At 71.9% G+C, this 22,349-nt stretch carries 22 protein-coding genes; 7 read left to right on the top strand and 15 right to left on the bottom strand.

The window, feature by feature from the left end:
* A partial coding sequence (locus tag ACFWBF_RS20720; protein WP_385603692.1) for an ATP-binding protein occupies positions 1-2,139 on the top strand: 2,139 nt, incomplete at its 5' end.
* Between the two features lie 118 nt (positions 2,140-2,257).
* Here ACFWBF_RS20720 and nucS read toward each other — a convergent pair.
* Positions 2,258-2,929: an endonuclease NucS gene (nucS, locus tag ACFWBF_RS20715; RefSeq protein WP_385234882.1), complete on the bottom strand. Its 672-nt coding sequence runs from the start codon at positions 2,927-2,929 to the stop codon at positions 2,258-2,260.
* A 220-nt stretch (positions 2,930-3,149) separates the two neighbouring features.
* Between nucS and ACFWBF_RS20710 the strand changes: the two genes are divergently transcribed.
* Positions 3,150-3,542 (top strand): SCO5389 family protein, encoded by a 393-nt coding sequence (locus tag ACFWBF_RS20710; RefSeq protein WP_069921977.1) that lies wholly within the window; start codon positions 3,150-3,152, stop codon positions 3,540-3,542.
* 109 nt (positions 3,543-3,651) lie between these two features.
* On the opposite strand, the gene ACFWBF_RS20705 is transcribed toward ACFWBF_RS20710, so the two are convergent.
* A complete protein-coding gene (locus ACFWBF_RS20705; protein ID WP_385603689.1) occupies positions 3,652-4,692 on the bottom strand; it encodes an LLM class flavin-dependent oxidoreductase in 1,041 nt (346 codons plus the stop codon).
* A gap of 240 nt (positions 4,693-4,932) precedes the next feature.
* On the opposite strand from ACFWBF_RS20705, the gene ACFWBF_RS20700 reads away from it, so the two are divergent.
* The gene (locus ACFWBF_RS20700) at positions 4,933-5,292 is read left to right on the top strand and encodes an ATP/GTP-binding protein (protein WP_385603687.1); all 360 of its coding nucleotides are present in this window, start codon (positions 4,933-4,935) and stop codon (positions 5,290-5,292) included.
* 9 nt (positions 5,293-5,301) lie between these two features.
* On the opposite strand, the gene ACFWBF_RS20695 is transcribed toward ACFWBF_RS20700, so the two are convergent.
* The 7 genes from ACFWBF_RS20695 to mce form a co-directional block, all read right to left on the bottom strand.
* Positions 5,302-6,138, bottom strand: coding sequence for an ABC transporter permease (locus ACFWBF_RS20695; RefSeq protein WP_385603685.1), 837 nt, complete (start codon positions 6,136-6,138; stop codon positions 5,302-5,304).
* The gene (locus tag ACFWBF_RS20690; RefSeq protein ID WP_385603682.1) at positions 6,135-7,250 is read right to left on the bottom strand and encodes an ABC transporter ATP-binding protein; all 1,116 of its coding nucleotides are present in this window, start codon (positions 7,248-7,250) and stop codon (positions 6,135-6,137) included. Before ACFWBF_RS20690 ends, ACFWBF_RS20695 begins: the two co-directional genes overlap by 4 nt.
* Positions 7,251-7,384: 134 nt before the next feature.
* Positions 7,385-8,164, bottom strand: coding sequence for an ABC transporter permease subunit (locus tag ACFWBF_RS20685; protein ID WP_385603701.1), 780 nt, complete (start codon positions 8,162-8,164; stop codon positions 7,385-7,387).
* A gap of 2 nt (positions 8,165-8,166) precedes the next feature.
* Positions 8,167-9,168: an ABC transporter ATP-binding protein gene (locus tag ACFWBF_RS20680; RefSeq protein WP_385603680.1), complete on the bottom strand. Its 1,002-nt coding sequence runs from the start codon at positions 9,166-9,168 to the stop codon at positions 8,167-8,169.
* Positions 9,169-9,247: 79 nt separating this feature from the next.
* On the bottom strand, positions 9,248-10,186 hold the full coding sequence (locus ACFWBF_RS20675) for a cellulose-binding protein (RefSeq protein WP_385603677.1): 939 nt from the start codon (positions 10,184-10,186) through the stop codon (positions 9,248-9,250).
* A gap of 195 nt (positions 10,187-10,381) precedes the next feature.
* Entirely contained in the window at positions 10,382-14,917 is a 4,536-nt protein-coding gene (scy, locus tag ACFWBF_RS20670) for a polarized growth protein Scy (RefSeq protein WP_385603674.1), read from the bottom strand.
* A 181-nt stretch (positions 14,918-15,098) separates the two neighbouring features.
* Positions 15,099-15,527, bottom strand: coding sequence for a methylmalonyl-CoA epimerase (gene mce / locus ACFWBF_RS20665; RefSeq protein ID WP_385234856.1), 429 nt, complete (start codon positions 15,525-15,527; stop codon positions 15,099-15,101).
* A gap of 137 nt (positions 15,528-15,664) precedes the next feature.
* Between mce and ACFWBF_RS20660 the strand changes: the two genes are divergently transcribed.
* Both ACFWBF_RS20660 and meaB read left to right on the top strand, forming a co-directional pair.
* A complete protein-coding gene (locus ACFWBF_RS20660) occupies positions 15,665-16,867 on the top strand; it encodes an acetyl-CoA C-acetyltransferase (RefSeq protein WP_385234853.1) in 1,203 nt (400 codons plus the stop codon).
* Positions 16,868-16,932: 65 nt separating this feature from the next.
* Positions 16,933-17,895, top strand: a complete 963-nt coding sequence (gene meaB / locus ACFWBF_RS20655; protein WP_385603671.1) for a methylmalonyl Co-A mutase-associated GTPase MeaB — start codon at positions 16,933-16,935, stop codon at positions 17,893-17,895.
* A gap of 108 nt (positions 17,896-18,003) precedes the next feature.
* Here meaB and ACFWBF_RS20650 read toward each other — a convergent pair whose 3' ends face one another.
* The 6 genes from ACFWBF_RS20650 to ACFWBF_RS20625 all read right to left on the bottom strand — a co-directional run bounded on the left by ACFWBF_RS20650 (position 18,004) and on the right by ACFWBF_RS20625 (position 21,536).
* Positions 18,004-18,078 (bottom strand): 50S ribosomal protein bL37, encoded by a 75-nt coding sequence (locus tag ACFWBF_RS20650; protein WP_099895366.1) that lies wholly within the window; start codon positions 18,076-18,078, stop codon positions 18,004-18,006.
* Between the two features lie 94 nt (positions 18,079-18,172).
* Positions 18,173-18,751: a PepSY domain-containing protein gene (locus ACFWBF_RS20645; protein WP_385603668.1), complete on the bottom strand. Its 579-nt coding sequence runs from the start codon at positions 18,749-18,751 to the stop codon at positions 18,173-18,175.
* A gap of 125 nt (positions 18,752-18,876) precedes the next feature.
* On the bottom strand, positions 18,877-19,353 hold the full coding sequence (locus ACFWBF_RS20640) for a MarR family winged helix-turn-helix transcriptional regulator (RefSeq protein WP_385603698.1): 477 nt from the start codon (positions 19,351-19,353) through the stop codon (positions 18,877-18,879).
* A gap of 70 nt (positions 19,354-19,423) precedes the next feature.
* A complete protein-coding gene (locus ACFWBF_RS20635; protein WP_385603665.1) occupies positions 19,424-20,251 on the bottom strand; it encodes an AIM24 family protein in 828 nt (275 codons plus the stop codon).
* Positions 20,248-20,898 carry an AIM24 family protein gene (locus ACFWBF_RS20630; protein ID WP_385603661.1) on the bottom strand — a complete coding sequence of 217 codons (651 nt, stop codon included), beginning with the start codon at positions 20,896-20,898 and terminating at the stop codon, positions 20,248-20,250. The genes ACFWBF_RS20635 and ACFWBF_RS20630 overlap by 4 nt, the downstream gene beginning before the upstream one ends.
* Positions 20,898-21,536: an AIM24 family protein gene (locus ACFWBF_RS20625; protein WP_385603659.1), complete on the bottom strand. Its 639-nt coding sequence runs from the start codon at positions 21,534-21,536 to the stop codon at positions 20,898-20,900. The genes ACFWBF_RS20630 and ACFWBF_RS20625 overlap by 1 nt, the downstream gene beginning before the upstream one ends.
* 149 nt (positions 21,537-21,685) lie before the next feature.
* Here ACFWBF_RS20625 and ACFWBF_RS20620 point away from each other — a divergent pair, with 149 nt between their 5' ends.
* Positions 21,686-22,030, top strand: coding sequence for a DUF3817 domain-containing protein (locus ACFWBF_RS20620; RefSeq protein WP_385603655.1), 345 nt, complete (start codon positions 21,686-21,688; stop codon positions 22,028-22,030).
* Positions 22,027-22,323: an MTH1187 family thiamine-binding protein gene (locus ACFWBF_RS20615; RefSeq protein ID WP_385603652.1), complete on the top strand. Its 297-nt coding sequence runs from the start codon at positions 22,027-22,029 to the stop codon at positions 22,321-22,323. The genes ACFWBF_RS20620 and ACFWBF_RS20615 overlap by 4 nt, the downstream gene beginning before the upstream one ends.
* The last annotated feature ends 26 nt before the right edge of the window (positions 22,324-22,349 follow it).

The raw sequence follows: 22,349 nt of genomic DNA, 5'->3' as shown, positions 1-22,349 counted from the left end.
GCCCGGCCCCCCGCCGCGCCGCTGCCCTCGGGCGCCACGGCCGGGGCGCGGCCGCCGCTGGGACGCGACGAGGAGCGCGAGCGGCTCGTACGGCTGCTCGCGCGCGGCCGCTCCGTACGGCTGACCGGGCCCGCCGGGTCCGGACGCACGACGCTGCTTGACGCCGTCGCCGCCGCGTGCGCGGACGTGGCACCCGACGGGGTCGTACGGCTCTCCGCGTACGGGTACCAGCAGCCCGGCGAGCTGCTCCACGCGCTGTACGCAGCCGTGTACGAGGCCCCCGGCGAGCGGCCCGACCGCGCCGAACTCCTCGCGCGGGTACGGGAGATAGGCGCCGTGGTGCTGCTGGACGACCTCGACATGGGCGGGCCCGCGCTCGACGAGCTGCTGCGGGCCACGCCGGAGTGCGCGTACCTGCTGGCCGCGACCCCCGACACCCGGGCCCCCTCCGACGACTCGCACCTGGAGGAGGTCTTCCTCGGCGGACTCGCGCAGGCCGACTGCGTGGACCTGCTGGAGTCGGGCGTCGGGCGGGCCCTGACGGACGAGGAGATCGCCTGGGCGGGGGACCTTCGGTTCGCCTCCGAGGGGCTGGCGCTGCGCTTCGTACAGGCCGCCGCGCTGCTGCGGCAGCGGGACGAGCTCAACCGCAGGACCCCGGAGGACGAGGACGAGGAGCCCGGGGTCTTCGAGGAGCGGCCGCGTGACGCCGCCCTCGTACCGCTGCCGGCGCTGGCCGAGGGCGCGGCCCCGGCGGAACTGCTGGCCTCGCGGGTCAGCGAATCGGCGCGGGCCGCGCTGCGGATCGCCTGCGCGCTGGGCGGGGAGCTGCCGCACCACGCGCACCTGCCGGCGCTGGTCGGGGACACGCACGCCGACACCGCGGTGGGGGAGCTGCTCGACTGCGGGCTGCTGACGCCCGTCGGTACGCGGTACCGGCTGGCCGCGGGGGTCGCGCGGCAGCTGGACGAGGTCGGGTACGGGGACACGGCCGCGGAGGAGGCCCGTACGGCGGCCCGGCACTACGCCTGGTGGACCGGGCACACCTCGGTGACCCCGCAGCGGGTCGCGGCGGAGGCGGACGCGGTGCTCGCGGCGCTGGCCGGCGCGGACGTGGTGGCGGCGGTGCTGCTGGCACGCACGGCGGCCCCGGCCTTCGCGGCTTCGCTGCACTGGGAGGCGTGGGAGCGGGTGCTGCGCTCGGGCGCCGAGGCCGCGCGGAAGGCGGGGGAGGTCGCGGAGCAGGCGTACTTCCACCACGAGCTGGGTGTACTCGCGCTGTGCGAGGGGCGGCTGGACCGGGCGCGGGCGGAGCTGGAGGCTTCGATCGGGCTGAAGGGCGCGCTGGCCGACAAGCGGGGGACCGTGGCGGGGCGGCGGGCGCTGGCGCTCGTCACGGACCGCGAGGCGGCGGGGGTGGAGGTGTCGCCGCCGCTGCGGCTGGAGGCGCCGGCGGTGGTGAAGCCGGCGGCTGTCTCCGCCCCGGTTTCCGCCCCGGTTTCCGCCCCGGTTTCCGCTCGGGCTTCCGAGGCGGTGACGACGGTGGTGCCGGTCGTCCCTGTGGTGTCTTCTGCGCAGCCGGCTGCCGTGCCGGCGACGCTGGCCGAGGTGTTCGAGGACGCGTTCCCGCTGACGCCGGAGCCGGTGCGGGTGGAGCGGGCGCCGGCGGCGGCGCCGGAGCGCGAGTCGGCCGGGCGGCGCAAGCCGGTGCTGCTGGCGGCGGTGGGCGCGGCGACGGTGCTGGTGCTCGGCACGGTGGTCGCGCTGGCGATGACCTCGTCGGACTCCGCCGCGCCGCCGGCGCAGGGGCCGGGGGTCTCGAAGTCCCCGACGCCGCCGGCGGTGCCGGGGACCGGCGGGAGCGCTCCTGCGCCAGAGCCGGGCGTGTCCGCGGCGGAGTCGGAGTCGGGGAGCCCGGAGGAGCCGGTGCTCGTTCCGTCCGGGGCCCCGTCGTCGCGTACGACCCCTTCGCGCAAGCCGTCCGCGAAGCCGTCGAAGACGAACCCGGTCTCCACCCCGCCGGCCCCGGATCCGGACCCGGAACCGAACCCGAGCGCCTCGCCGCCGACCTCGCAGTCCGCGAGCCCCACGGCTTCGCCGACGGCGACGGCCCCGGCCAACACCCCGTCCGGCACCTGACCCGCCTGTCTGCGGCGCCGTTGCCGGGGGCGACCCCCGGACCCCCGCGCCTCAAACGCCGGCGGGGCCGGATTTTGGCTGATGCCGGCTCTTGCCCCAGGGGCTTCGGCCCGGCCGGTCAGAAGAGGCGGAGTTTGTCGTCCTCGATGCCGCGGAGGGCGTTGTAGTCCAGGACGACGCAGTCCATGCCCCGGTCCGTCGCCAGGACGCGCGCCTGCGGCTTGATCTCCTGCGCCGCGAAGACGCCCCGCACCGGCGCCAGGTGCGGGTCCCGGTTGAGCAGCTCCAGGTAGCGCGTGAGCTGCTCGACGCCGTCGATCTCCCCGCGCCGCTTGATCTCGATCGCGACCGTCGCGCCCGACGCGTCCCGGCACAGGATGTCCACCGGGCCGATCGCCGTCATGTACTCGCGGCGGATCAGGGTGTAGCCCTCGCCCAGGGTGTCGATCCGGTCGGCCAGGAGCTCCTGGAGGTGGGCCTCCACGCCGTCCTTGATCAGGCCCGGGTCGATGCCCAGCTCGTGGGAGGAGTCGTGCAGGACTTCCTCCATGGTGATGATGAGCTTCTCGCCCGCCTTGTTGACGACCGTCCAGACGCCGGCCTCGTCACCGCTCCCCTCCTTGAGGGTGCACGGCGGCGACATCCAGTTGAGCGGTTTGTACGCTCGGTCGTCCGCGTGGATCGAGACACTGCCGTCGGCCTTCACGAGGATCAGACGGGGTGCCGAGGGCAGATGGGCGGTGAGCCGGCCCGCGTAGTCGACGGAGCAGCGGGCAATGACGAGACGCATGGTCGGCAACGCTACTCGACCGATGGCCCCCCACGCGATTCGCCCCCGAAAGCCCCGTTCGCCGATGGCGCGTTGTATGCGCATTCTCCTGGTGCGGTACCCACCGGGCGCCTACCGTGGATAGCTGGAGGTTGCCGAACGTGCACACTGCGTCGCGGCCTTCTTCCCTGCCCGTAAGGCTCCGGCAACCCAATCTGCCGGGGTCGCGAGAGGAGAACCCATGTCGCTCGACGTCTCACCGGCCCTACTCGAACAGGCCGAGCGAGGCGAGGTCGACGAAGCCGCTTTCGTCGACTGCGTCCGGACCTCCCTGCCCTACGCATGGGAGATGATCAGCTCGCTGGTGGCCCAGCTGAAGGTGGACGGCGGACAATTCGCCGACAACCAGACGCCGCCGCCCGACGAGCAGGCGCGTGGACAGCTGCTGCGCGCTCTCGCGAGTGACGCGATACGTGGTGCGCTGCAGCGGCACTTCGGAGTGCGCCTGGCATTCCAGAACTGTCACCGAGTGGCGGTGTTCCCGCTGGATTCCTCGGTGGACGACCGGTTGGCCAAGTTCACTTCGATCCGCGGTCAGCTGCTCAATCAGTCGCCGGAACTGCGGGACTGCTAGGTCGATCCGGCACGATCGCAGGACCGTACGACCGCAAGACCGCAAGACCGTACTTCGCTGCCGCTCCGTATCGCGGGAGGTGCCACAGATACCGGAGCGGCAGCCTTGGTCACACGTCCCCGCCCAGCCGGGGCAGGACCTCGGCGCCGATGCGACGGAGGTTCTCCTCCGTCGCGGCGAGGTCGCCGGACCCCTCCGTCAGCAGGGCGAACCGCGTGATGCCCGTGCGCTCGGAGGTGGCCGCCAGCCGGTCCGCCGCCAGCCCGGGCGTGCCCACCGGGTGCAGGTCGCACAGCAGCTCCGTGTACGCGACGGGGTCGCGCATCGCGCGCTCGCGGCCGTCGACCGTCACGTGCGCTTCCAGGCCCTGCCTGAGCCAGCCCGGCATCGACTTCAGCAGCGCTTCCCGTGCGTCCGCCGTACGGTCCGCCAGCTGGCACACCCCGGCCGAGACATGGCCCGCCGCCCGTACGAACTCCCGCGCGTGGCCCGCCGCCAGTGCCGTACGCCGCCACAGCGCGACCATCTCCGCCTTGTCCTCGTCCCCGCAGTGCATGCCCAGCAGCATCGGCAGCCCCCGCTCCGCTGCCAGCCGTACCGACGCCGGGGAGGTGCACGCGACGATCACTTCCGGCCCTGTTCCGTCCCCGTCCAGCGCCTCCTCCGGGCGGGGTACGACGGCCACCTCGCGGAAGCCGTGCCGGTCGCCGGCCGCGCCCACCCGGGGCTCGGTCAGCCAGCGCCGCAGCAGGTCGAGGTCCTCCGGGAATCCGCTCTCGTACGCCTCGAGCCCGCTCCCGAACACCTCCAGGTCCACCCACGGGCCGCCGCGGCCCACCCCCAGGGTGAACCGGCCGCCGGAGGTGACGTGCAGCAGCGCGGCCTGCTCCCCGAGGGCGACCGGGTGCGTGCTCGGCAGCACGCTCACCGCCGTGCCCACCCGCAGCCGCCGGGTCCGTCCGAGCAGCAGGGCGGCCAGGGTCACCGCCGAGGGGCAGACCCCGTACGGGACGAAGTGGTGCTCGGCGAGCCAGACCGAGTCGAGCCCGGCCTCCTCGGCCACCTCGGCGGTCCGCACCGCCCGGTGCAGCGGCTCCCCCTGCCCCTGGCCCGGGAACTGGGCCGCCAGTACAAACGCTCCAACGCGCATCGCTTTGCCTCCTCGCAGCTGACGCGGCCTCCCCCAGGTGGACCGGTTTGATGACAACAACGTCTGATGGCAACAACGTCTGACACGTGCCAAAGGCACGGCCTGACAGGAAAGTTATTGGGATTGTCAGGCCAGCCGCCCGAGTCCGGCCGGCCTCTCCAAGCCACCCTGCGGGTACCCCCCCTTGCTGCGCGTAGTCTGGGAGAAAGTCACTGCCGTCCGGCCATCCGTGAGGTATACGTGTCACCGCGCCACAACCGCCCCAGGGGCGGCGGGAATCCAGCCGACCGTTCGGACCAGGGCCCGGGCTCCGGGTCGGGACCGGCTTCGGGGGGTCTGGGCCGGTTCGGGCTGGAGCACACCGAGGAGTACCTCGGCGAGGAGTGGAAGGTCCGGCACGTGGCGGGCGCGAGCACGGTGGGCAAGCGCTACCGCTGCCCGGGCTGCGACCAGGAGATCCCCTCCGGCACCCCGCACCTGGTGGCCTGGCCGGAGTACGGCGGCGTGGACGACCGGCGGCACTGGCACAAGGCCTGCTGGAACGCGAAGGACCGCCGCACCTCCAAGGTGCAGCGGTCCCGCAACGCACCCAAGTACTGAGCCCGGGCCCTACAGGTCCCGGCGCCCGGTCATCACGTACGATCCGGCCACCGCGGCCGCCGTGACCAGCAGGATCACGGCCATGTGGGTCACGTTGCCGGGCAGGCCCGCGAGGGACGCCGGGTTGGCGCCCGCGTCGGGCATGCCGAAGACCTGCATCAGGGCCACCGGGGCGTTGTACCCCAGCAGCACCCGCCCGGCCCCGGCGGAGGCCTCCCAGACGGTGAGTATCCCGCCGATCAGCGGCGGCAGGGTGACCACGCCGAGCATCACCGCGATGGCCCCGGCGGCGTGCCGCACCAGTGCCCCGACGGCCACCGCGAGGACGCCGAGCAGGGTGACGTAGAAGCTGCCCGCCAGCGCGTACAGCCAGGCGACGCCCGGGTGCGGTCCGGCGGCGGCGTCGCCGTGCACGAGCATCGTGGCCAGCCCGACCAGGTAGACGGACCCGGCGGTGGCGAGGAAGGTCGTGATGCCGAAGACGAGGTACTTCGCGGTCAGCACCCGGTAGCGGTCGGGGGCGGCGGTGAAGGTGGTGCGGATCAGGCCGGTGCCGTACTCCGAGCTCATCATCAGGACGCCGAGGGTCATCACCGAGAGCTGTCCGACCAGCAGGCCGAAGAGGGCCGGCGCGGTGAACGGCATCGCCACGTAGTTGTCGGACCGCGTCTGCGTGATGAAGAGGAAGCCCACGCCGATCACGACGACGACCAGCGAGGCGAGGGTCCCCACCGTGGAGCGCACCGACTTCAGCTTGGTCCACTCCGAAGCCATGGCGTGCCCCAGGTGCGGCCGCGTGTCCGGCAGCGGCGAGCTGTAGCCGGTCGTCTTGGGGGCGGCCGTCATCGGGGGTCCTCGGGGGTGTGCGCGGCGGCTCCGGCGAGCTCGCCAGGATCGTTGGGCATCAGGAACGGCGCGCCGCCCGCTGCGGGGGGCGCGGGGGCGAAGAAGCCCGCCTGCGGGACCGCCGGGGCCGGGGCCTCGGCCTCCCACTCGGGGACGGACATCGGCTCCGGCTCCCACAGCTCGGCGCGCGGGTCCTCGGTGGAGGTGAACTCGACGGAGGACTGGGTCATGCGCATGTACGCCTCCTCCAGCGAGGCGCGGTGCGGTGACAGCTCCCACAGCCGTACGCCGGCCTCGTGGGCGAGGTCCGAGATGCGGGGCAGCTCCAGCCCGGTCACCCGCAGGGAGCCGTCGGGCTCCCGGAGCACGCGGCCGCCCGCCCTGGTGAGGACCACGCCCAGCGTGTCCCAGCCATCCGGATCGGTGTCGGCCGCGCGGACCCGCGCGAATCCGGCCGAATTGTGCGTGATGAATTCCTGGGTGCCCATGTCGGCCAGCAGCCGGCCCCGGCCGATCACGATCAGGTGGTCGGCGGTCAGCGCCATCTCGCTCATCAGGTGCGACGAGACGAAGACGGTGCGGCCCTCGGCGGCGAGCTGCCGCATGAGGTTGCGGACCCAGAGGATGCCCTCGGGGTCGAGGCCGTTGACCGGCTCGTCGAACAGCAGCACCTGCGGGTCGCCGAGCAGCGCGGTCGCGATGCCGAGCCGCTGGCCCATGCCGAGCGAGAAGCCCTTCGTACGCTGCCTGGCGACGTCCCGGAGGCCGACGACGCCCAGGACCTCGTCCACCCGCTTCTCGGGGATACCCGAGAGCTGGGCGACGGACAGCAGGTGCGTCCGGGCCCGGCGGCCGCCGTGCACGGATTTCGCATCGAGCAGCGCACCGACGTGCCGCTGGGCGTTCGGCAGCTCCCGGAACGGGGTGCCGTTGATCGTGACCTGGCCGGAAGTGGGCCGGTCGAGACCGACGATCATGCGCATGGTGGTGGACTTCCCGGAGCCGTTGGGCCCCAGGAATCCCGTCACGTGACCCGGCTTGACCTGGAAGGACAGCTGGTCGACGGCGGTCTTGGCGCCGAAGCGCTTGGTCAGGCCGACTGCCTCGATCATGTTGCTGCCCCTCAGCGGACCGGGACGACTTTCGCCCTGTAAGGGTTAAGAGGATATCCAGTCGCCTACGGTTCCGTCCCGGCCCTTATCCCTGACCTACCCCTGAGCCCGACCCGGGGATGACCCGTAGTACCTCAGGCGTCCCTCTTCTTGAGGACGAGGTAACCGCCGAGCACCGCGGCGGCCACCCACAGGAGCATGATCGCCAGACCGCCCCAGGGGCCGTAGGGGGTCTCGGCGCTCCCCATGGCCTCCGGCACGATCTGCATGATCTTGGACCCCGCCTTGTCGGGCAGGTACTGGCCGTACTTACGGGTCGCCTCGAAACCGCTGAGGAGGTTCGAGACGATCAGGAAGAACGGGATCAGAATGCTGATCGAGGCGACCGAGCTGCGCAGCATGGCGGCCACGCCCATGGAGAACAGGGCGAGGAGCGCCATGTACAGGCCGGCTCCGATCACCGCGCGCAGGACGTTCTCCCCGTCGATGCCGATGCCGCGGTCCCCCAGGATCGCCTGGCCGAGGAAGAACGCCACGAAGCTGGTCAGCAGTCCGACCAGCAGGGCCAGGGCCGTGGCCACGACGAGCTTGCCCAGCAGGAAGCCCCCGCGTGCGGGTACGGCGGCCAGTGAGGTGCGGATCATCCCCGAGCTGTACTCGGTACTGACGACCAGCACCCCAAAGACGATCATCGCCAGCTGGCCGAACTGCATCCCGCTGAAGCTCACCAGGGTGGGGTCGAACGTGGCCCGTTCGATGTCGCTCATGCTGTCGAAGCCCGCGTTGACCAGGGCGCAGAAAGCGGCGCCGAACCCGACGGTGGCGATGAAGGCGATGGCGAGGGTCCAGCTCGTCGAGGCGACCGTACGGATCTTGGTCCACTCGGACGTGAGGACGGCGGGGAAGGAGGACACGGTCACTCGCCGCCCTTGCGCTTCGTGTCGAAGCCGGCGCCCCACGCGGGTACGTCGGCCGGGCGGGCCGGATTGGCGGGGACGCCCGGGGCGCCCGGGGCGTGGGCGTGGTATTCGACGGAATCCGCCGTCATGCGCATGAACGCTTCTTCCAGTGAGGCCCGCTGCGGGCTGAGTTCGTGCAGCACGATCTGGTGCTGGGCGGCGAGCTCGCCGAGTCGCTCCGCGGGCACGCCGTCGATCTCCAGCGTGCCGGTGGCGGGGACGCTGACGGCGTCGATCCCCGCTCCGTGCAGGAGGTCCTTGAGCTGCTCCTGCTGCGGGGAGCGCAGCCGGACGTAACTGCGGGAGTTCTGCTGGATGAAATCGGCCATCGACAGGTCTGCCAGCAGTTTTCCCTGTCCGATGACGACCAAATGGTCTGCGGTCAGCGCCATTTCGCTCATCAAGTGGGAGGAAACGAAGATCGTTCTTCCCTCCGCCGCCAGGCCCTTCATAAGATTTCTGATCCAGAGAATTCCTTCGGGGTCCAGACCATTGACGGGTTCGTCGAACATCAGGATTTCCGGGTCACCGAGCAGGGCGGAGGCGATTCCCAGCCGCTGCCCCATGCCGAGCGAAAATCCTTTCGACTTCTTCTTCGCCACGGCCGTCAGGCCGACCAGGTCCAGCACCTCGGAGACCCGGCGCTCCGGGATCCGGTTCGACTGGGCCAGGCAGAGAAGGTTGTTGTAGGCGCTGCGACCGCCGTTCATGGCTTTCGCGTCCAGCAGCGCCCCGATGTACTTCAGCGGTTCCGGCAGGTCCCGGTAGTGCTTCCCGTCGATCCGGACCGTCCCACCGGTCGGGTTGTCGAGATCGAGCATCATGCGCATGGTCGTGGACTTCCCCGCCCCGTTGGGGCCGAGGAAGCCGGTCACCACCCCCGGTCTGACCTGGAAGCTGAGGTTGTCCACGGCGGTCTTCGTGCCGAATCGTTTGGTGAGGCCCTCAAGCTCGATCATGCCGCTCACGCTAGAACGCCGAAGGGCCCGACGCCACCTCTAAGAGGTGGCCCGGGCCCTCGGTCACGCGTACCGGCGGCTAGCGGCTCTGCTGCGCCGGGACGCCGCGGGTGACCGGCTCGTCGTCGACGATCGGGTTGGCCGCGGCGACGGCCGCACCCGTCAGCGTCGCCAGCATCTCGCGGACGTTGGTCAGCTGCGCGTTGATGGAGTCGCGGCGGTTGGTGAGCGCCGCCAGCTCGCGCTCGGACTCGCTGCGGATCCGGTCGGCCTTGGCGTTGGCGTCGGCCACGATGTCCTCGGCCTGGCGCTGCGCGGTCTCCACGGTCTGGCGGGCCCGGCGCTCGGCGTCCGTACGGAGCTTCTCGGCCTCCAGGCGCAGCTGCTCCGCGCGGTGCTCGATCTCCGCGAGGCGCTTCTCGGCCTTGGCCTGACGCGAGGCCAGGTCGCGCTCGGACTGCTCGCGGCGCTTGGCCAGGTTGGTCTCGAAGTCCGCGGCGGCCTGGGCGGCCTTGGCGCGGGTCTCCTCGAACAGCGCGTCGGCCTCCTCGCGCTTGGAGGCCGCGTCCTTCTGGGCCTCGGTGCGCAGGGCGGAGGCGTCGCCCTTGGCCTTCTCGACGATGCGGACGCCCTCGTCCTCGGCCGTCGACTTCCGGTCGGCGGCGAACGACTCGGCGTCGTTGCGGACCTGCTGGGCGGCCGACTCGGCGAGCTCACGGTGCTGCTCGGCCGCGCGACGGGCCTCCTCGCGCAGGTCCTTCGCCTCCTCCTCGGCCAGCCGCAGGATCTTCTCGACCCGGGCGCCGAGACCGGCGTACGACGGCTCGGCGTCGCTCACCTGGGCCTGGGCGTTCTGCGTCTCGAGGTGCAACTCCTCGATCCGCTTTTCCAGAGAGTTGATGCGTCCGAGGGCGCTGTCACGGTCGGAGACCAGCTTGGTAATGCGGTCGTCCACCTGACCGCGGTCGTAACCGCGCCGCACGAGCTCGAAGCCGAAGGGGGAGGAAGGGTCGCTCATGGGGTTCCTGTCGAATGAGACCGATGAGGTACTGCGTGAGGTGTTAAGGGGAATCCTAGGCGCCCGGGCGGCGTGTCATCGAGTCAATCCACGTTTGATCTGGACAATGACACCCCTTTTGAGTGGCAAGGCGACAGAATGCTTGTCACTCGTTCGCCTGAACCTCCATCAGGAGCACACATGCGTGTGCACCGACTACCCCTCTGACGTCTTGCCACCCGATCGAGTGGAACCCGCTGTCGCGCCGGCCTTCACGCCCCCCGCGCCCTGGCCGCCGACCGTGGGCTTCGCGCCACCCGAAGGCGCCTCGAATGACTCCAACGCCTCAAGTACGTCCTGGACACGGGAGATCTCCGCCTGAATGTCCTCGCGCCTGCGCACCAGGACCTCCAGCTCGCGGCGGCCCTCCTCCACGAGCCGCTCGGCCTCCGCCTTCGCCTGTGCCAGCGCGCCCTCGGCCTCCCTGACCAGTTCGGCCTTCTTCTGCTCGGCCTCCTTGAGCAGCGCCTCCGCCTTGCGCACCGCGGCGATGCGGACCTTGCTCGCCTCGCTGCTCGCGTCCGACACCATCGTCTTGGCCTTCGCCTCGGCCTCGACGCTCTGCTCGGTCGCCGCCCGCACCAGCTTGTCCACACGCTCGCCGGCCGACTTCATCTGCTCGGCCGACTCCCGGCGGGCCCGCTCGTGCAGCTCCTCGACCTCCGACTCGACCCGGCCGCGCAGCTCTTCCGCCCGCTCCCTTATGGCGGCGGCGTCCGTGCGCGCGCCGACCAGCAGCTCGTCCGCGTCCGTACGGGCCTTCTCCACCACGGAGTTGCCCTCGACGGTCGCCTCCGAGGTGATGCGCGCGGCCTCCTTGCGCGCCGCGTCCACCATCGCGTCGGCCTGCTCCTCGGCCGCCGTGGTGGCGGCCAGAGCCTGCTTCTGCGCGTCCGACGTCAGCTTCTCGGCCTCCGATGAGGCCTCGGTGATGAGCCGGTCCACCTGCTCCGCGGCCTCGCTGCGGCGCTTGTTGGCCTCCTCGCGGGCCTCGTCGAGCAGCCGCTCCGACTCCTTGCGGGCCTCGGCGCGGGTGCGCTCGGCCTCGTTCGCGGCCTCCGCCTTGACCCGCTCGGCCTCGGACCGGGTACGGGTCGCGTGCTCCTGCGCCGAGGACAGCTCCTGCGCCGCCTCCGTACGCAGCCGCTCGGCCTCCGCCGCGGCCTCGCCGACCGTGCGCTCGTTGTCCTTGCGGGTCTGCGCGGTGAGCTTCGTGGCCTCGGCCGAAGCTTCCGAGACGAGCCGGTCCGCCTGCTCGGCCGCCTCCGTACGCATCCGGTTGCCCTCGGCGCGCGCCTCGTCCAGCGTCTGCTCGGACTCCCGCTCCGCGCTCGCCAGGGTCTCGGCCGCCGCGACCGTGACGCGCTCCGCCTCCGCGGTGGCCTCGCCGATGATCCGGCCGCCGTCCGTGCGGGCGTCCTCCAGGAGTCGCTCGGCCACGGCCTTCAGGGCCTCCGCGCGCTCGTTCGCCTCGCCGACCGTACGGTCGTTGGCCGCCCGGGTCTCGACCGTCATCCGCTCGGTCTCGGCGGTGGCCTCGCCGATCAGACGGGCGCCCTGCGTGCGGGCGTCCTCCAGGGTCTCGGCCGCCTGCGCGATGAGCCGGTCCGCCTCGGCGGCGGCGTCGCCGACGGTCGCCGCGTTCGCCGCGCGGGTCTCCTCGGTGAGCCGCTCCGCCTCCGAGAGCGCCTCCGACGTGAGCCGGTCGGCCTGTTCGGCCGCCTCGGAGCGCATGCGGTTCGCGTCGGCGCGGGCCTCGTCCAGCGTGCCCGCCGCCTCGGCGCGCGTCGCGTCCGCGGCCGCCTCGGCCTCGGACGTGAGCCGCTCCGCCTCGGCCGTGGCCTCGCCGACCGTCGCCGCGTTCGCCGCGCGGGTCTCCTCGGTGAGGCGCTCGGCCTGCGCCGTGGCCTCCGCGACGATCCGGCCGCCCTCGGCGCGGGAAGACTCCAGGGCCTCCGCCGCCTCGCCGCGGATGCGGTTGGCGTCGTCCCGGGCGTCCGCCCGGGTACGGGCCGCGTCCCGCTCGGACGCGGCCAGCGCGTCCGTGGCCTCGGTACGCACCCGCTGCGCGTACTCCGCGGTGTCGGCGCGCAGCTGCTCGGCCTCGGCGATCGCGTCGCCGACCGTCCGCTCCGCCAGCGCCTTCGCCGCGTCCGTCTCGGCCCGCGCCTCGCTGCGGATCCGGTGGGCGTCCTCGGTGGCCCGCTCCCGCTCCGCGTGGGCGTCGGCGCGGACCCGCTCGGCCTCTTCCCCGGCCTCGCTCCGCGTACGCTCCGCCGCGTGTTCGGCGGCGCTGCGCAGCCCGGCGACCTCCTCCTCGGCCTGCTCGTGCAGACCGGCCACGGAGTCCCGTACCTGCTGGGCGGTGGCCTCGGCCGCCGCGACCAGCTCCGACGCGCGCCGCTCCGCCTCCTCGGTCAGGCGGGCCGCCTCGGCCTGCGCCTCCTCCGAGCGCTTGCGGGCCTGCGCCAGCAGCTCCTCGCTCTGCTCACGGGCCTGGGCCCGCTCGTAGTCCGCTTCCGTCCGTGCCGAAGCCAGGGTCTCCTCGGACTCCCGGCGACGCCGGGCGGCCTCCTCCTGGGCGGCGGCCAGCGCCTCCGCGGCCTCCTCGGCGACCCGCTCCGCGGCGGCCTTCGCCTCCGCGCGCAGCCGGTCCGCGGTCTCCTTGGCCTCCGAGCGCACCCGCTCGGCCTCGGCCTCGGACTCCTCGCGCAGCCGTACGGCGGTCTGCTCGGCCTCCGTGCGCACCCGGCCGGCGTCGTCCGCCGCGTCCACGCGCAGCTGCTCGGCCTCCGCCTCCGACTGCGCCTGGAGGGTGCGGATCCGCTCCGCCGACTCGGCGCGCAGCCGGTCGTTCTCCTCGGTCGTCTCCTTGCGGATGTTCTCCGCCGCCGCGCGGGCGTCGCGGAGCGTCTGCTCGGCCGTGGTCAGCCGGGTCTCCGCCTCCGTGTGCAGGCGTACGAGCTCCTCGTCGGCCTCCGCACGCCTCGCGGCCACCGCCTGCTCGGTCTCCTCGCGGCGCAGCGCCCCGGCGGCGTCCGCCTCGGCCCGGACCGTCTCGGCCTGCTCCTCGGCCTCGGCGCGCAGCCGCTCCGCCTCGGCGCGGGTCCGCTCCAGGGTCTCCTCGGCCTGCTTGCGCAGGGTCGTGGCCCGCTCGACGGCCTCGGCGCGGACGCGCTCGCTCTCGGCGTTGGCCCCGCCGCGCAGTTCGTCCGCGTCCGCCTTGGCCTTGCCGAGCAGCTCCTCGGCGGTCCGGGCGGCCTCCTCGATCTGCTGGACCGCCTCGCGGCGGGCCTCGCCGCGGATCCGCTCGCCCTCGGCGACGGCCTCCGCGCGCAGCTGCTCCGCCTCGCCGCGCAGCCGCCGGGCCTCCTCCTGGAGCTCGACGGTGCGGGCCCGGTATTCCTCGGTGTCGTCCTTCGCCGCGCCCTTGAGCTCGTCGGCCGTGGTCGCCGCCTGCAGGCGCAGCCGCTCGGCCTCCGCCTCGGCCTCGCCGCGGATGCGCTCGGCCTCCTCGGACGCCGCCCGGGTGGTGGCCCGGGCGTCTTCCGAGGCCTTGTTCAGTACGTCCTCGGCAGTGCGGGCCGCCTTGGCCAGCTGAGCCGCCATGTCCTCGGCCGCGGCGGTACGAGCCGCCTCACCGGCCTCGGTGCGCACCCGCTCCGCCTGGGCGCGGGCGTCCGCCAGTGCCTGCTCGGCCTCGCCCTTGAGGGCCTCGGCCTCCTTGGTGGCCTCGCCGACCAGCCGGGCCACCTGCTCCTTGGCGGTACGGGTGCGCTGCTCGTTGACGGACTCCGCGGAGGCGAGCTGCCGGGCGGCGCTCTCCTTGGCCTCCGCCAGCAGCTTCTCGGCGGCCGCGCGGGCCTCGCGCAGTGCTCCGTCGGCCTCCTGGGCGCGCTGCTCGGCCACCCGGCCGAGGTCCATGGTCTGCTGCCGGGTCTGCTCGGCCTCGGCGGTGGTGGACGTACGCAGCCGCTCCGCGTGCTCGGTGGCCTCCTGGGCCTGCGCGGAGGCGGCGGTCAGCAGTCGCTCGGCCTCCTTGCGGGCGCGCAGCAGGGTGGCCTCGGTCTCGGCCCGGGCGGCCTCGGCGTCGGCGGCCATCCGGCGCCGGGTCTCCTCGGCGATCCGGGCGGCCTCGGCGCGGGCGGCGTTCAGCGACTGCTCGGCCTCGGCGCGGGACTCCTCCATGAGCCGGCGGGCCTGGGACTCCGTACGGGCCCGCAGCTGCTCGGCCCACGCGACGTTCTCGTTGACGTGCGCCTCGACGGTCTGGCGGCGCTCGCCCAGCTCCTGGTCCAGACGCTGGCGGCGGTTGACGGCCTCGGCGTGCAGCTCGGCCTGCAGGCGCGCCTGGTGCTCGGCGTGCTCTTGGAGGATCCGCTGGGTCTGTGCCCGGACGTCGCGCAGCTCGCGCTCGGCGTCGGAGCGCATCTGGTCGGCCTGGATCTGGGCATTGCGAAGCAGCTGCTCCGCCTGATAGCCCATGTCCGCGCTGTCGTAAGCGGGCCGGGACGCCAGATTGCGGCGTACCTCATGGAGCTTGGCGCGCAGCACCTCGACCTGGTATCCCAGGTCCTCAGCGTGCTGGACGGCCTTCCCGCGCTCCTTCTTCAGCCGCTCCATCTCGGCTTCGAAGCGCGAGAGATGGTCGACCTCGGCCTGATGGCTCTCCTGGCTTTCGTAGCCCCGCACAGCGCGGTCCCATCCGTCCCCTGGTCGCAAGCTCACTCCCAATTGAGCATCGCTCGCCCGCTGAACGACGCCCCCGGGGAATGGTGTCAGATGCCGGGGCAGGGATCACAGGCCCCGACCCCGTCTCCGCACCGAACCCCGGCCGAGCCATGGCCACTCTACCGGCCGGGGAATCGGGACATCAGTGCTGCGGGTTGGAGGTGACGAGTTCGGTGAGGACTCCGCCGCAGTCCTTGGGGTGCAGGAAGGTGATCTGGGACCCCATGGAACCGGTGCGGGGCTGGTCGTAGAGGACGCGGACGCCCTTGCCGCGGATGGCCTCGGAGTCGCCGAGGACGTCCTCGGTCCCGAAGGCGATGTGGTGGACGCCCTCGCCGTTCTTGGCCAGCCACTTTGCCACGGTGGAGTCCTCGCGGGTGGGCTCCAGGAGCTGGAGGTAGGAGGCTCCGCCGTCGGAGGTCCCGTTGATCTTGAGCATGGCCTCGCGCACGCCCTGCTCCTCGTTGACCTCGGAGTGGAACACCTCGAAGCCGTAGGTGGCACGGTAGAACTCGACAGTCTTGTCCAGGTCGAAGCAGGCGATCCCGATGTGGTCGATTCTTGTCAGCATGGGACCAGTGCACCGCCGAAGGGGGTGGTCACGCAACGTGCCAGCGATCACACCGACAGCCCGGTGACGCCGCGGGTACTGCTCAGTACATTCATGTAAACCCTCGTTCACTCCTCATCCTCAAGGGGCTGTGCCTCATGTCCGGATCGAACAACACCACTTCAGTGATCGTCGCCGGGGCCCGCACGCCCATGGGCCGGCTGCTCGGCTCGCTGAAGTCCTTCTCGGGTGCCGACCTCGGCGGCTTCGCCATCAAGTCCGCGCTGGACCGGGCCGGGATCTCCGGCGACCAGGTCCAGTACGTGATCATGGGCCAGGTGCTCCAGGCCGGCGCGGGCCAGATCCCCGCCCGCCAGGCCGCGGTCAAGGCCGGCATCCCCATGAACGTGCCCGCGCTCACCATCAACAAGGTGTGCCTCTCGGGCCTGGACGCCATCGCGCTGGCCGACCAGCTGATCCGCGCCGGTGAGTTCGACATCGTGGTCGCGGGCGGCCAGGAGTCCATGACCAACGCCCCGCACCTGCTGCCGAAGTCCCGCGAGGGCTACAAGTACGGTGCCATCGAGATGCTCGACGCGATGGCCTACGACGGCCTCACCGACGCCTTCGAGAACATCGCGATGGGCGAGTCCACCGAGAAGCACAACACCCGCCTGGGCATCGAGCGCGCCCCGCAGGACGAGTTCGCCGCCGTCTCGCACCAGCGGGCCGCGGCCGCGCAGAAGAACGGCATCTTCGAGGCCGAGATCACCCCGGTCGAGATCCCGCAGCGCAAGGGCGAGCCGGTGGTCTTCTCGCAGGACGAGGGCATCCGCCCGGAGACCACCGCGGAGTCCCTCGGCAAGCTGCGCCCGGCCTTCGCCAAGGACGGCACCATCACCGCCGGCACCGCCTCCCAGATCAGCGACGGCGCGGCCGCCGTGGTCGTGATGAGCAAGGCCAAGGCCGAGGAGCTGGGCCTGGAGTGGCTCGCCGAGATCGGCGCCCACGGCAATGTGGCCGGTCCCGACAATTCGCTGCAGTCGCAGCCGTCGAACGCCATCCTGCACGCCCTGAAGAAGGACGGTCTGGAGGTCGCCGACCTGGACCTGATCGAGATCAACGAGGCCTTCGCCGCCGTCGCGGTGCAGTCAATGAAGGACCTCGGCGTGACCCCGGAAAAGGTGAACGTCAACGGCGGCGCCATTGCCCTGGGACACCCGATCGGCATGTCCGGCGCCCGTGTGGTGCTGCACCTGGCGCTCGAGCTCAAGCGCCGCGGCGGCGGGGTCGGCGCGGCCGCGCTGTGCGGTGGCGGCGGCCAGGGCGACGCCCTGATCGTCCGCGTCCCCGGGGCCTGAGGCCCCCCCGGCCGCGGCCGCAGCAGCACCCGTACCCCGTACGAGAACCGAGGAGCGCAGCACGTATGACGGCGGTGGACGTCCCCCAGCTGGTGGCCCAGGCGCGTGAGGGCAGGCCCAGAGCGGTGGCCCGGCTGATCTCGCTGGTCGAGGGGGCGTCCCCGCAATTGCGCGAGGTGATGGCGGCGCTGGCCCCGCTCACCGGCAACGCGTACGTGGTGGGGCTGACGGGCTCGCCGGGCGTGGGCAAGTCCACATCGACCTCGGCGCTGGTCTCCGCGTACCGCAAGGCCGGCAAGCGGGTCGGCGTCCTCGCGGTGGACCCGTCCTCGCCGTTCAGCGGGGGCGCGCTGCTCGGCGACCGGGTGCGGATGTCGGACCACGCCTCCGATCCGGGGGTCTACATCCGCTCCATGGCCACCCGCGGGCACCTGGGCGGCCTCGCCTGGGCGGCGCCGCAGGCGATCCGGGTGCTGGACGCGGCGGGCTGCGAGGTGATCCTGGTCGAGACGGTCGGGGTCGGGCAGTCGGAGGTGGAGATCGCCGCGCAGGCGGACACCTCGGTGGTGCTGCTGGCCCCCGGGATGGGCGACGGGATCCAGGCCGCGAAGGCGGGGATCCTGGAGATCGGCGACGTCTACGTGGTCAACAAGGCCGACCGGGACGGCGCGGACGCCACCGCGCGGGAGCTGAACCACATGCTGGGCCTGGGGGAGTCCCGGGGCCCGGGGGACTGGCGGCCGCCGATCGTCAAGACCGTCGCCGCGCGGGCGCAGGGCATCGACGAGCTCGTCGAGGCACTGGAGAAGCACCGGGCGTGGATGGACGAGCACGGGGTGCTGGCCGAGCGGCGTACGGCGCGGGCCGCGCGCGAGGTCGAGACGATCGCGGTGACGGCCCTGCGCGCCCGGATGGCCGATCTGCACGGCAACGCCCGGCTGGACGCGCTGGCGGCCCGCGTCGCCGCGGGCGAGCTGGACCCGTACGCCGCCGCGGACGTGCTGCTGGAGACGCTGACGGAGGCCTGAGGGGCAGAGACCCGAGGGGGCGCGTATGCCCTGCGCCGTGCGCCTACGCGAGAGCCGCGCCCCGTTCCTTCCGGGGCGCGGCTCCGCTGCGTCTGGGGGGCGGACCGGTCAGGCGTTGGGACGCTTGCCGTGGTTCGCCTTCTTCTTCTTGCGTGCTCGCTTCTTGTTGCCGCGCTTGGCCATGACGCCACTCCCTCGAAGATCGGGGTAAACCGGGCGCTCGCCAGTCTAGGGGCGCCCGATCCGGTCCGCATCAGATCCCGCGGGCCGGTGGGTGTCAGTTGTTGTCGTTGTCGTTGTCGTTGTCGTGCGAGTCCGAGTGCGACACCGTCGCTTTCCCCGAGGTGGGGTCGACGTGCACGTCGGTGGTCTTGTCGCCGGACTTGATCTCGACGTGCCAGTAGCGGGCGCCGCTGTCGTCATCGTCGTCCCACTCCACCGACCAGACCTGGCCGGGGTGTGCCGCAAGGGCTGCCTTCATCGCCTGCTGGGCGGTGACCTTCGCGGCGATGAGCGCCTTGTTCCCGCCGTTGTCGTCGCTGTCCTCGTCCGCGTTCTCGGCGAAGACCTTGCCGCTGCGGGTGTCGACGGTCAGTTCCGCGTGCTTGCCGTTCTTGCCGATGACGTCGACGTGCCAGACGGCGTCGTCCTTGTCGAGGGACTCCACGACGCCGGGGTACTTCTTCAGCGCGGCGGCGGCTGCCTGCTCGGCGTTCATGTCGGAGCGGGCCGCCGCGGCCGCTGGGGCGGATCCCGCCGCGTCGGCCGTGTTTGCGGCGGCGGCCGCCACCGGGCCCCCGATCATCAGGGCCACGGCTGCGGCCGTGGAGACGCATGCCTTGGGCGTGCAGTGCATGGCTGACCTCCTCAGGCCGGCCATGCGCTGACGGTTGCTCGGCGGGCGGCCGGCGAGCGAGCGTTCCGACCACCCATTGTCCGGGCTGCCGCCGAGGACGGCACCCCGGATGGGGGCGGCTCCCGTCAGCCCTTGCCGCGGTTGTCGCGCAGGTGCTCGGCGACCGGGCCCAGCGAGCCGCGCAGCGCCGCCAGGGCCTCCGGCGGCAGCAGGTCGATGAAGTGCCGGCGCACGGACGCCACGTGGTGCGGGGCGACCTTGCGCATCGTCTCCATACCCTCGTCCGTGAGCACCGCGTACAGGCCGCGGCGGTCGGACTCGCAGTTCATGCGGCGGACGAAGCCCGCCGTCTCCATGCGTGTGATCTGGTGGGACAGCCGGCTCTTGGACTGCAGGGTCGCGGTCGCGAGATCGCTCATCCGCATGCGGTGGTCGTCCGACTCCGAGAGGTTCACGAGGATCTCGTAGTCGTTGTTGGTGAGTCCGAAGGGCTGGAGATCCTTTTCCAGCTGGTGCATCAGCAGTCTGCTGACGTCCAGGTGGGTGCGCCAGGCGCACTGCTCGGCGTCGGTCAGCCAGCGCGTGGCCGTCTCGGTCTCGATGGTCTCCATGAATGAACTCTACCTAAGAAGTTGAATTGCGTACAAAACTGCGAGCGGAATTCGAGGGCTGCTACAGGCCGAAGCGCCGTTGGAGATCACCCAGCTGTCCCGGCATCCGGGGCACGCCGAGCTGTCCCAGCGGACCCTGGCCCGCGCCAGGAACGCCCTGCGCCTGACCGGTGGCCGCACCGGCGCCCACCGCGCCGACCGCCTGCTCCGCCATCAGCATCTCCGAAGACTGCAGCAGCACCGTTCCCGCCCCCACGAATTCGAACTGGTGTTCCTCGCCGGAGGAGCCCCCGAGGCCCGTCAGCGAGCGCAGTCCGCCGATCACGCCCGACATGTAGCCGTGGTCGTAGTGGTGGCAGGGGGAGGGGCAGTCGGCCCATCCCACCAGCGCCTGCGGGTCGACGCGCAGCGGCGGCTCCATGAACACCACCGGTCCGTTGGACGCCGCCACGAACTTGCCGGTTCCGATCAGCGTGAGGAAACCCGGGACGATCGACTGCTTGAGCGCCAGCGAAGGCTGGTAGGCCAGCAGGTTCCCCGACCGGATGGTCAGGTTCCCGTTGTCCAGGTCGTACGAGTTCACGTCGAAGGCCCGGTCGGCGAGCAGCATCTTGCCCTGCCCCTCGGCCACCACCCAGTCGCTCGCGTGCAGCGGCGAGTGGAAGCTGGTGCGCAGCAGCCGGTCGAAGCGGCCGTTGCCGACTCCGTTGAACTCGATGCGCCCGTAATACGAGATCATCTTGCCCTTCTGCAGGAACCACTGGCTCCCCTTGAGCTCCACGCAGAAGGTGTACGCGTTCACGTTGTCGTCGGAGGGCAGGGTGTACGGGTCGAAGACCGTCGGGCCGCCGGGGCCCCCGGGGCCGACCGTCACGGGACCAAAGTTCACAGCTTCTCCTCCGAGGCCTGTACGTACACCGCGCCCTGGCCGGACAGCTCCAGCTGGAACCCCTCGCCCGAGCCGCGCCCGACCATGTCCCGCCACCCCAGCGCCGTGGAGAGCTTGTTGCGGACGTCCCCGTGGTGGGCGACGTACGCCTGCGGGTCCACGTGGACCGGGCGGTTCGGGGTGATCGGGAGCTCGATGACCCCGCCGTGGGCCATCACGGCGACCGCGCCGTGGCCCTTGAGGGTGGTGGTGAACAGGCCCTGTCCGGTCACCTGGCCGCGCACCATGCCCATGACGCCGCCCTGCGAGCCCATGAACATCGTGCCCTGCTGGAGGGTGCCGTCGAAGGCGAGCAGCCGGTCGGCCTCCACGTACAGGGTCTCGCCGGTGAGGTTGACGACCTGGATGTGGTGGCCGCCGTGGCCGAACATCACGGTGCCGCTGCCCTCGACCGTCATCAGCGGGGTCTGCTCGTTCGCCACGCGGCGCCCGATCATGCCCATGACCCCGCCCTGGCCGCCGGTGATGCTCGGGGTGAAGGAGACGTCGCCGCGGTAGGCGAGCATCGCGCCCCGCTGGCTGTACATCTTCTGCCCCGGGACGACCTGGGCCTCGACCATCTTCGAGTTGATCTCGCGGAACGGCATCAGATGTCGCCCCCGATGGTGTTGCGCTCGCTGGGCTGCACGTACACCAGGCCCTCGCCCTCGAAGCGGATCTGGAAGGACTCGCCCGACCCCTCGCCGATCAGCGTGCGGAAGTTCACGCCGGACTGGAAGGACTGCTGGAGGTTGCCGGTGTGCGCGATGTACGCCCCCGGGTCGACGGAGAGCGGGTACTGGGCGCTCACGCGCAGCACCACCGCCGGGCCGTCGGACATGATCGCCGCCTGGCCCGAGCCCTCGACGGTCGTGGTGAACAGGCCGTTGCCCGTCGTCGCGCCGCGCAGGCCCGTGAAGGTGGTGCCGGTGCGCAGGCCGGCGTCGGTGCACAGCAGGTTGCTCGACTCGACGTAGAGCTTCTCGCCGCGCAGATTGACCAGATTGATCTCACTCGCCCGGTCGGCGAAGAAACAGGTGCCGTGTCCCTGGACCTCCATCACGGTCATCTGCTCGCCGGTCAGCCGCCGGGTCACCATGCCGCGGAGGCCTTCGCCGCCGCCTGTCATCTTCTTGAAGGCCATCTGACCGTCGTACGCGACCATGGAGCCGTTCTTCGCTTTGACGGCGTCCCCGGTCAGGTCGACGGCGAGCACCTTGCTGCCTTGGAGTCGGAACTGAGCCACGGGATGACGTTATCGGCACAGGGCGAGCCCGAACAGGGCCTGTTGGCCGATATCCGCCACACTCGGACGCCGACCGGGGCCCGGGTCAAGATCCCGTGCACCGGCTGAGACACTGGAACGGACCCCCGGCACCCACCCGAAGGTTCCACGTGGACATCAAGACCGCCTCCGCCCTGCACCGGCTGCGCCTCATCTCCGTCCCGGAGGCCCTGTCGTTCCCGGCCCTGCTGATCTTCGGCTCGCTGCTGAGCCGGGTCTCGGACATCGACTACCTGATGATGCCGCTCGGCATCCTCCACGGGATCCTGTTCGTCATCTACGCGGTCTTCCTGCTGGATGTCTGGAACAAGGCGAAGTGGCCGGGCAAGAAGCTCGGCCTGTTCTTCCTGCTGGCGCTGCTGCCCTTCGGCGGCCTGTACGGCGACCGGCTGCTCAAGCGCGAGGAGGCGGACAGCGTGCTGGCCGCGCGGGCGCGCGAGGCGGCCCGCGCATGATCGTCGCGTTCTCCGTGACCCCGCTGGGGGTCGGCGAGGAGGTCGGCGAGTACGTCGCCGACGCCGTGCGCGTCGTACGGGAGTCGGGGCTGGCGAACCGCACCGACGCCATGTTCACCACCGTCGAGGGCGAGTGGGACGAGGTGATGGACGTGGTGAAGCGTGCCGTGGAGGCCGTCGAAGCGCGCTCGCCCCGGGTGTCCTTCATCCTCAAGGCCGACATCCGCCCCGGTGTCACCGACGGGATCACCTCGAAGGTCGAGACGGTGGAACGGCACCTGGCGGAGGGCTGAGCGCCCCCCACGGCCCTACCCGCTCG

It is taken from the genome of Streptomyces sp. NPDC060028, from assembly GCF_042736725.1.
Lineage (GTDB): Bacteria > Actinomycetota > Actinomycetes > Streptomycetales > Streptomycetaceae > Streptomyces.
Note: the sequence above shows the minus strand (reverse complement) of the source record. Positions and strands in the feature narration are given on the sequence as shown.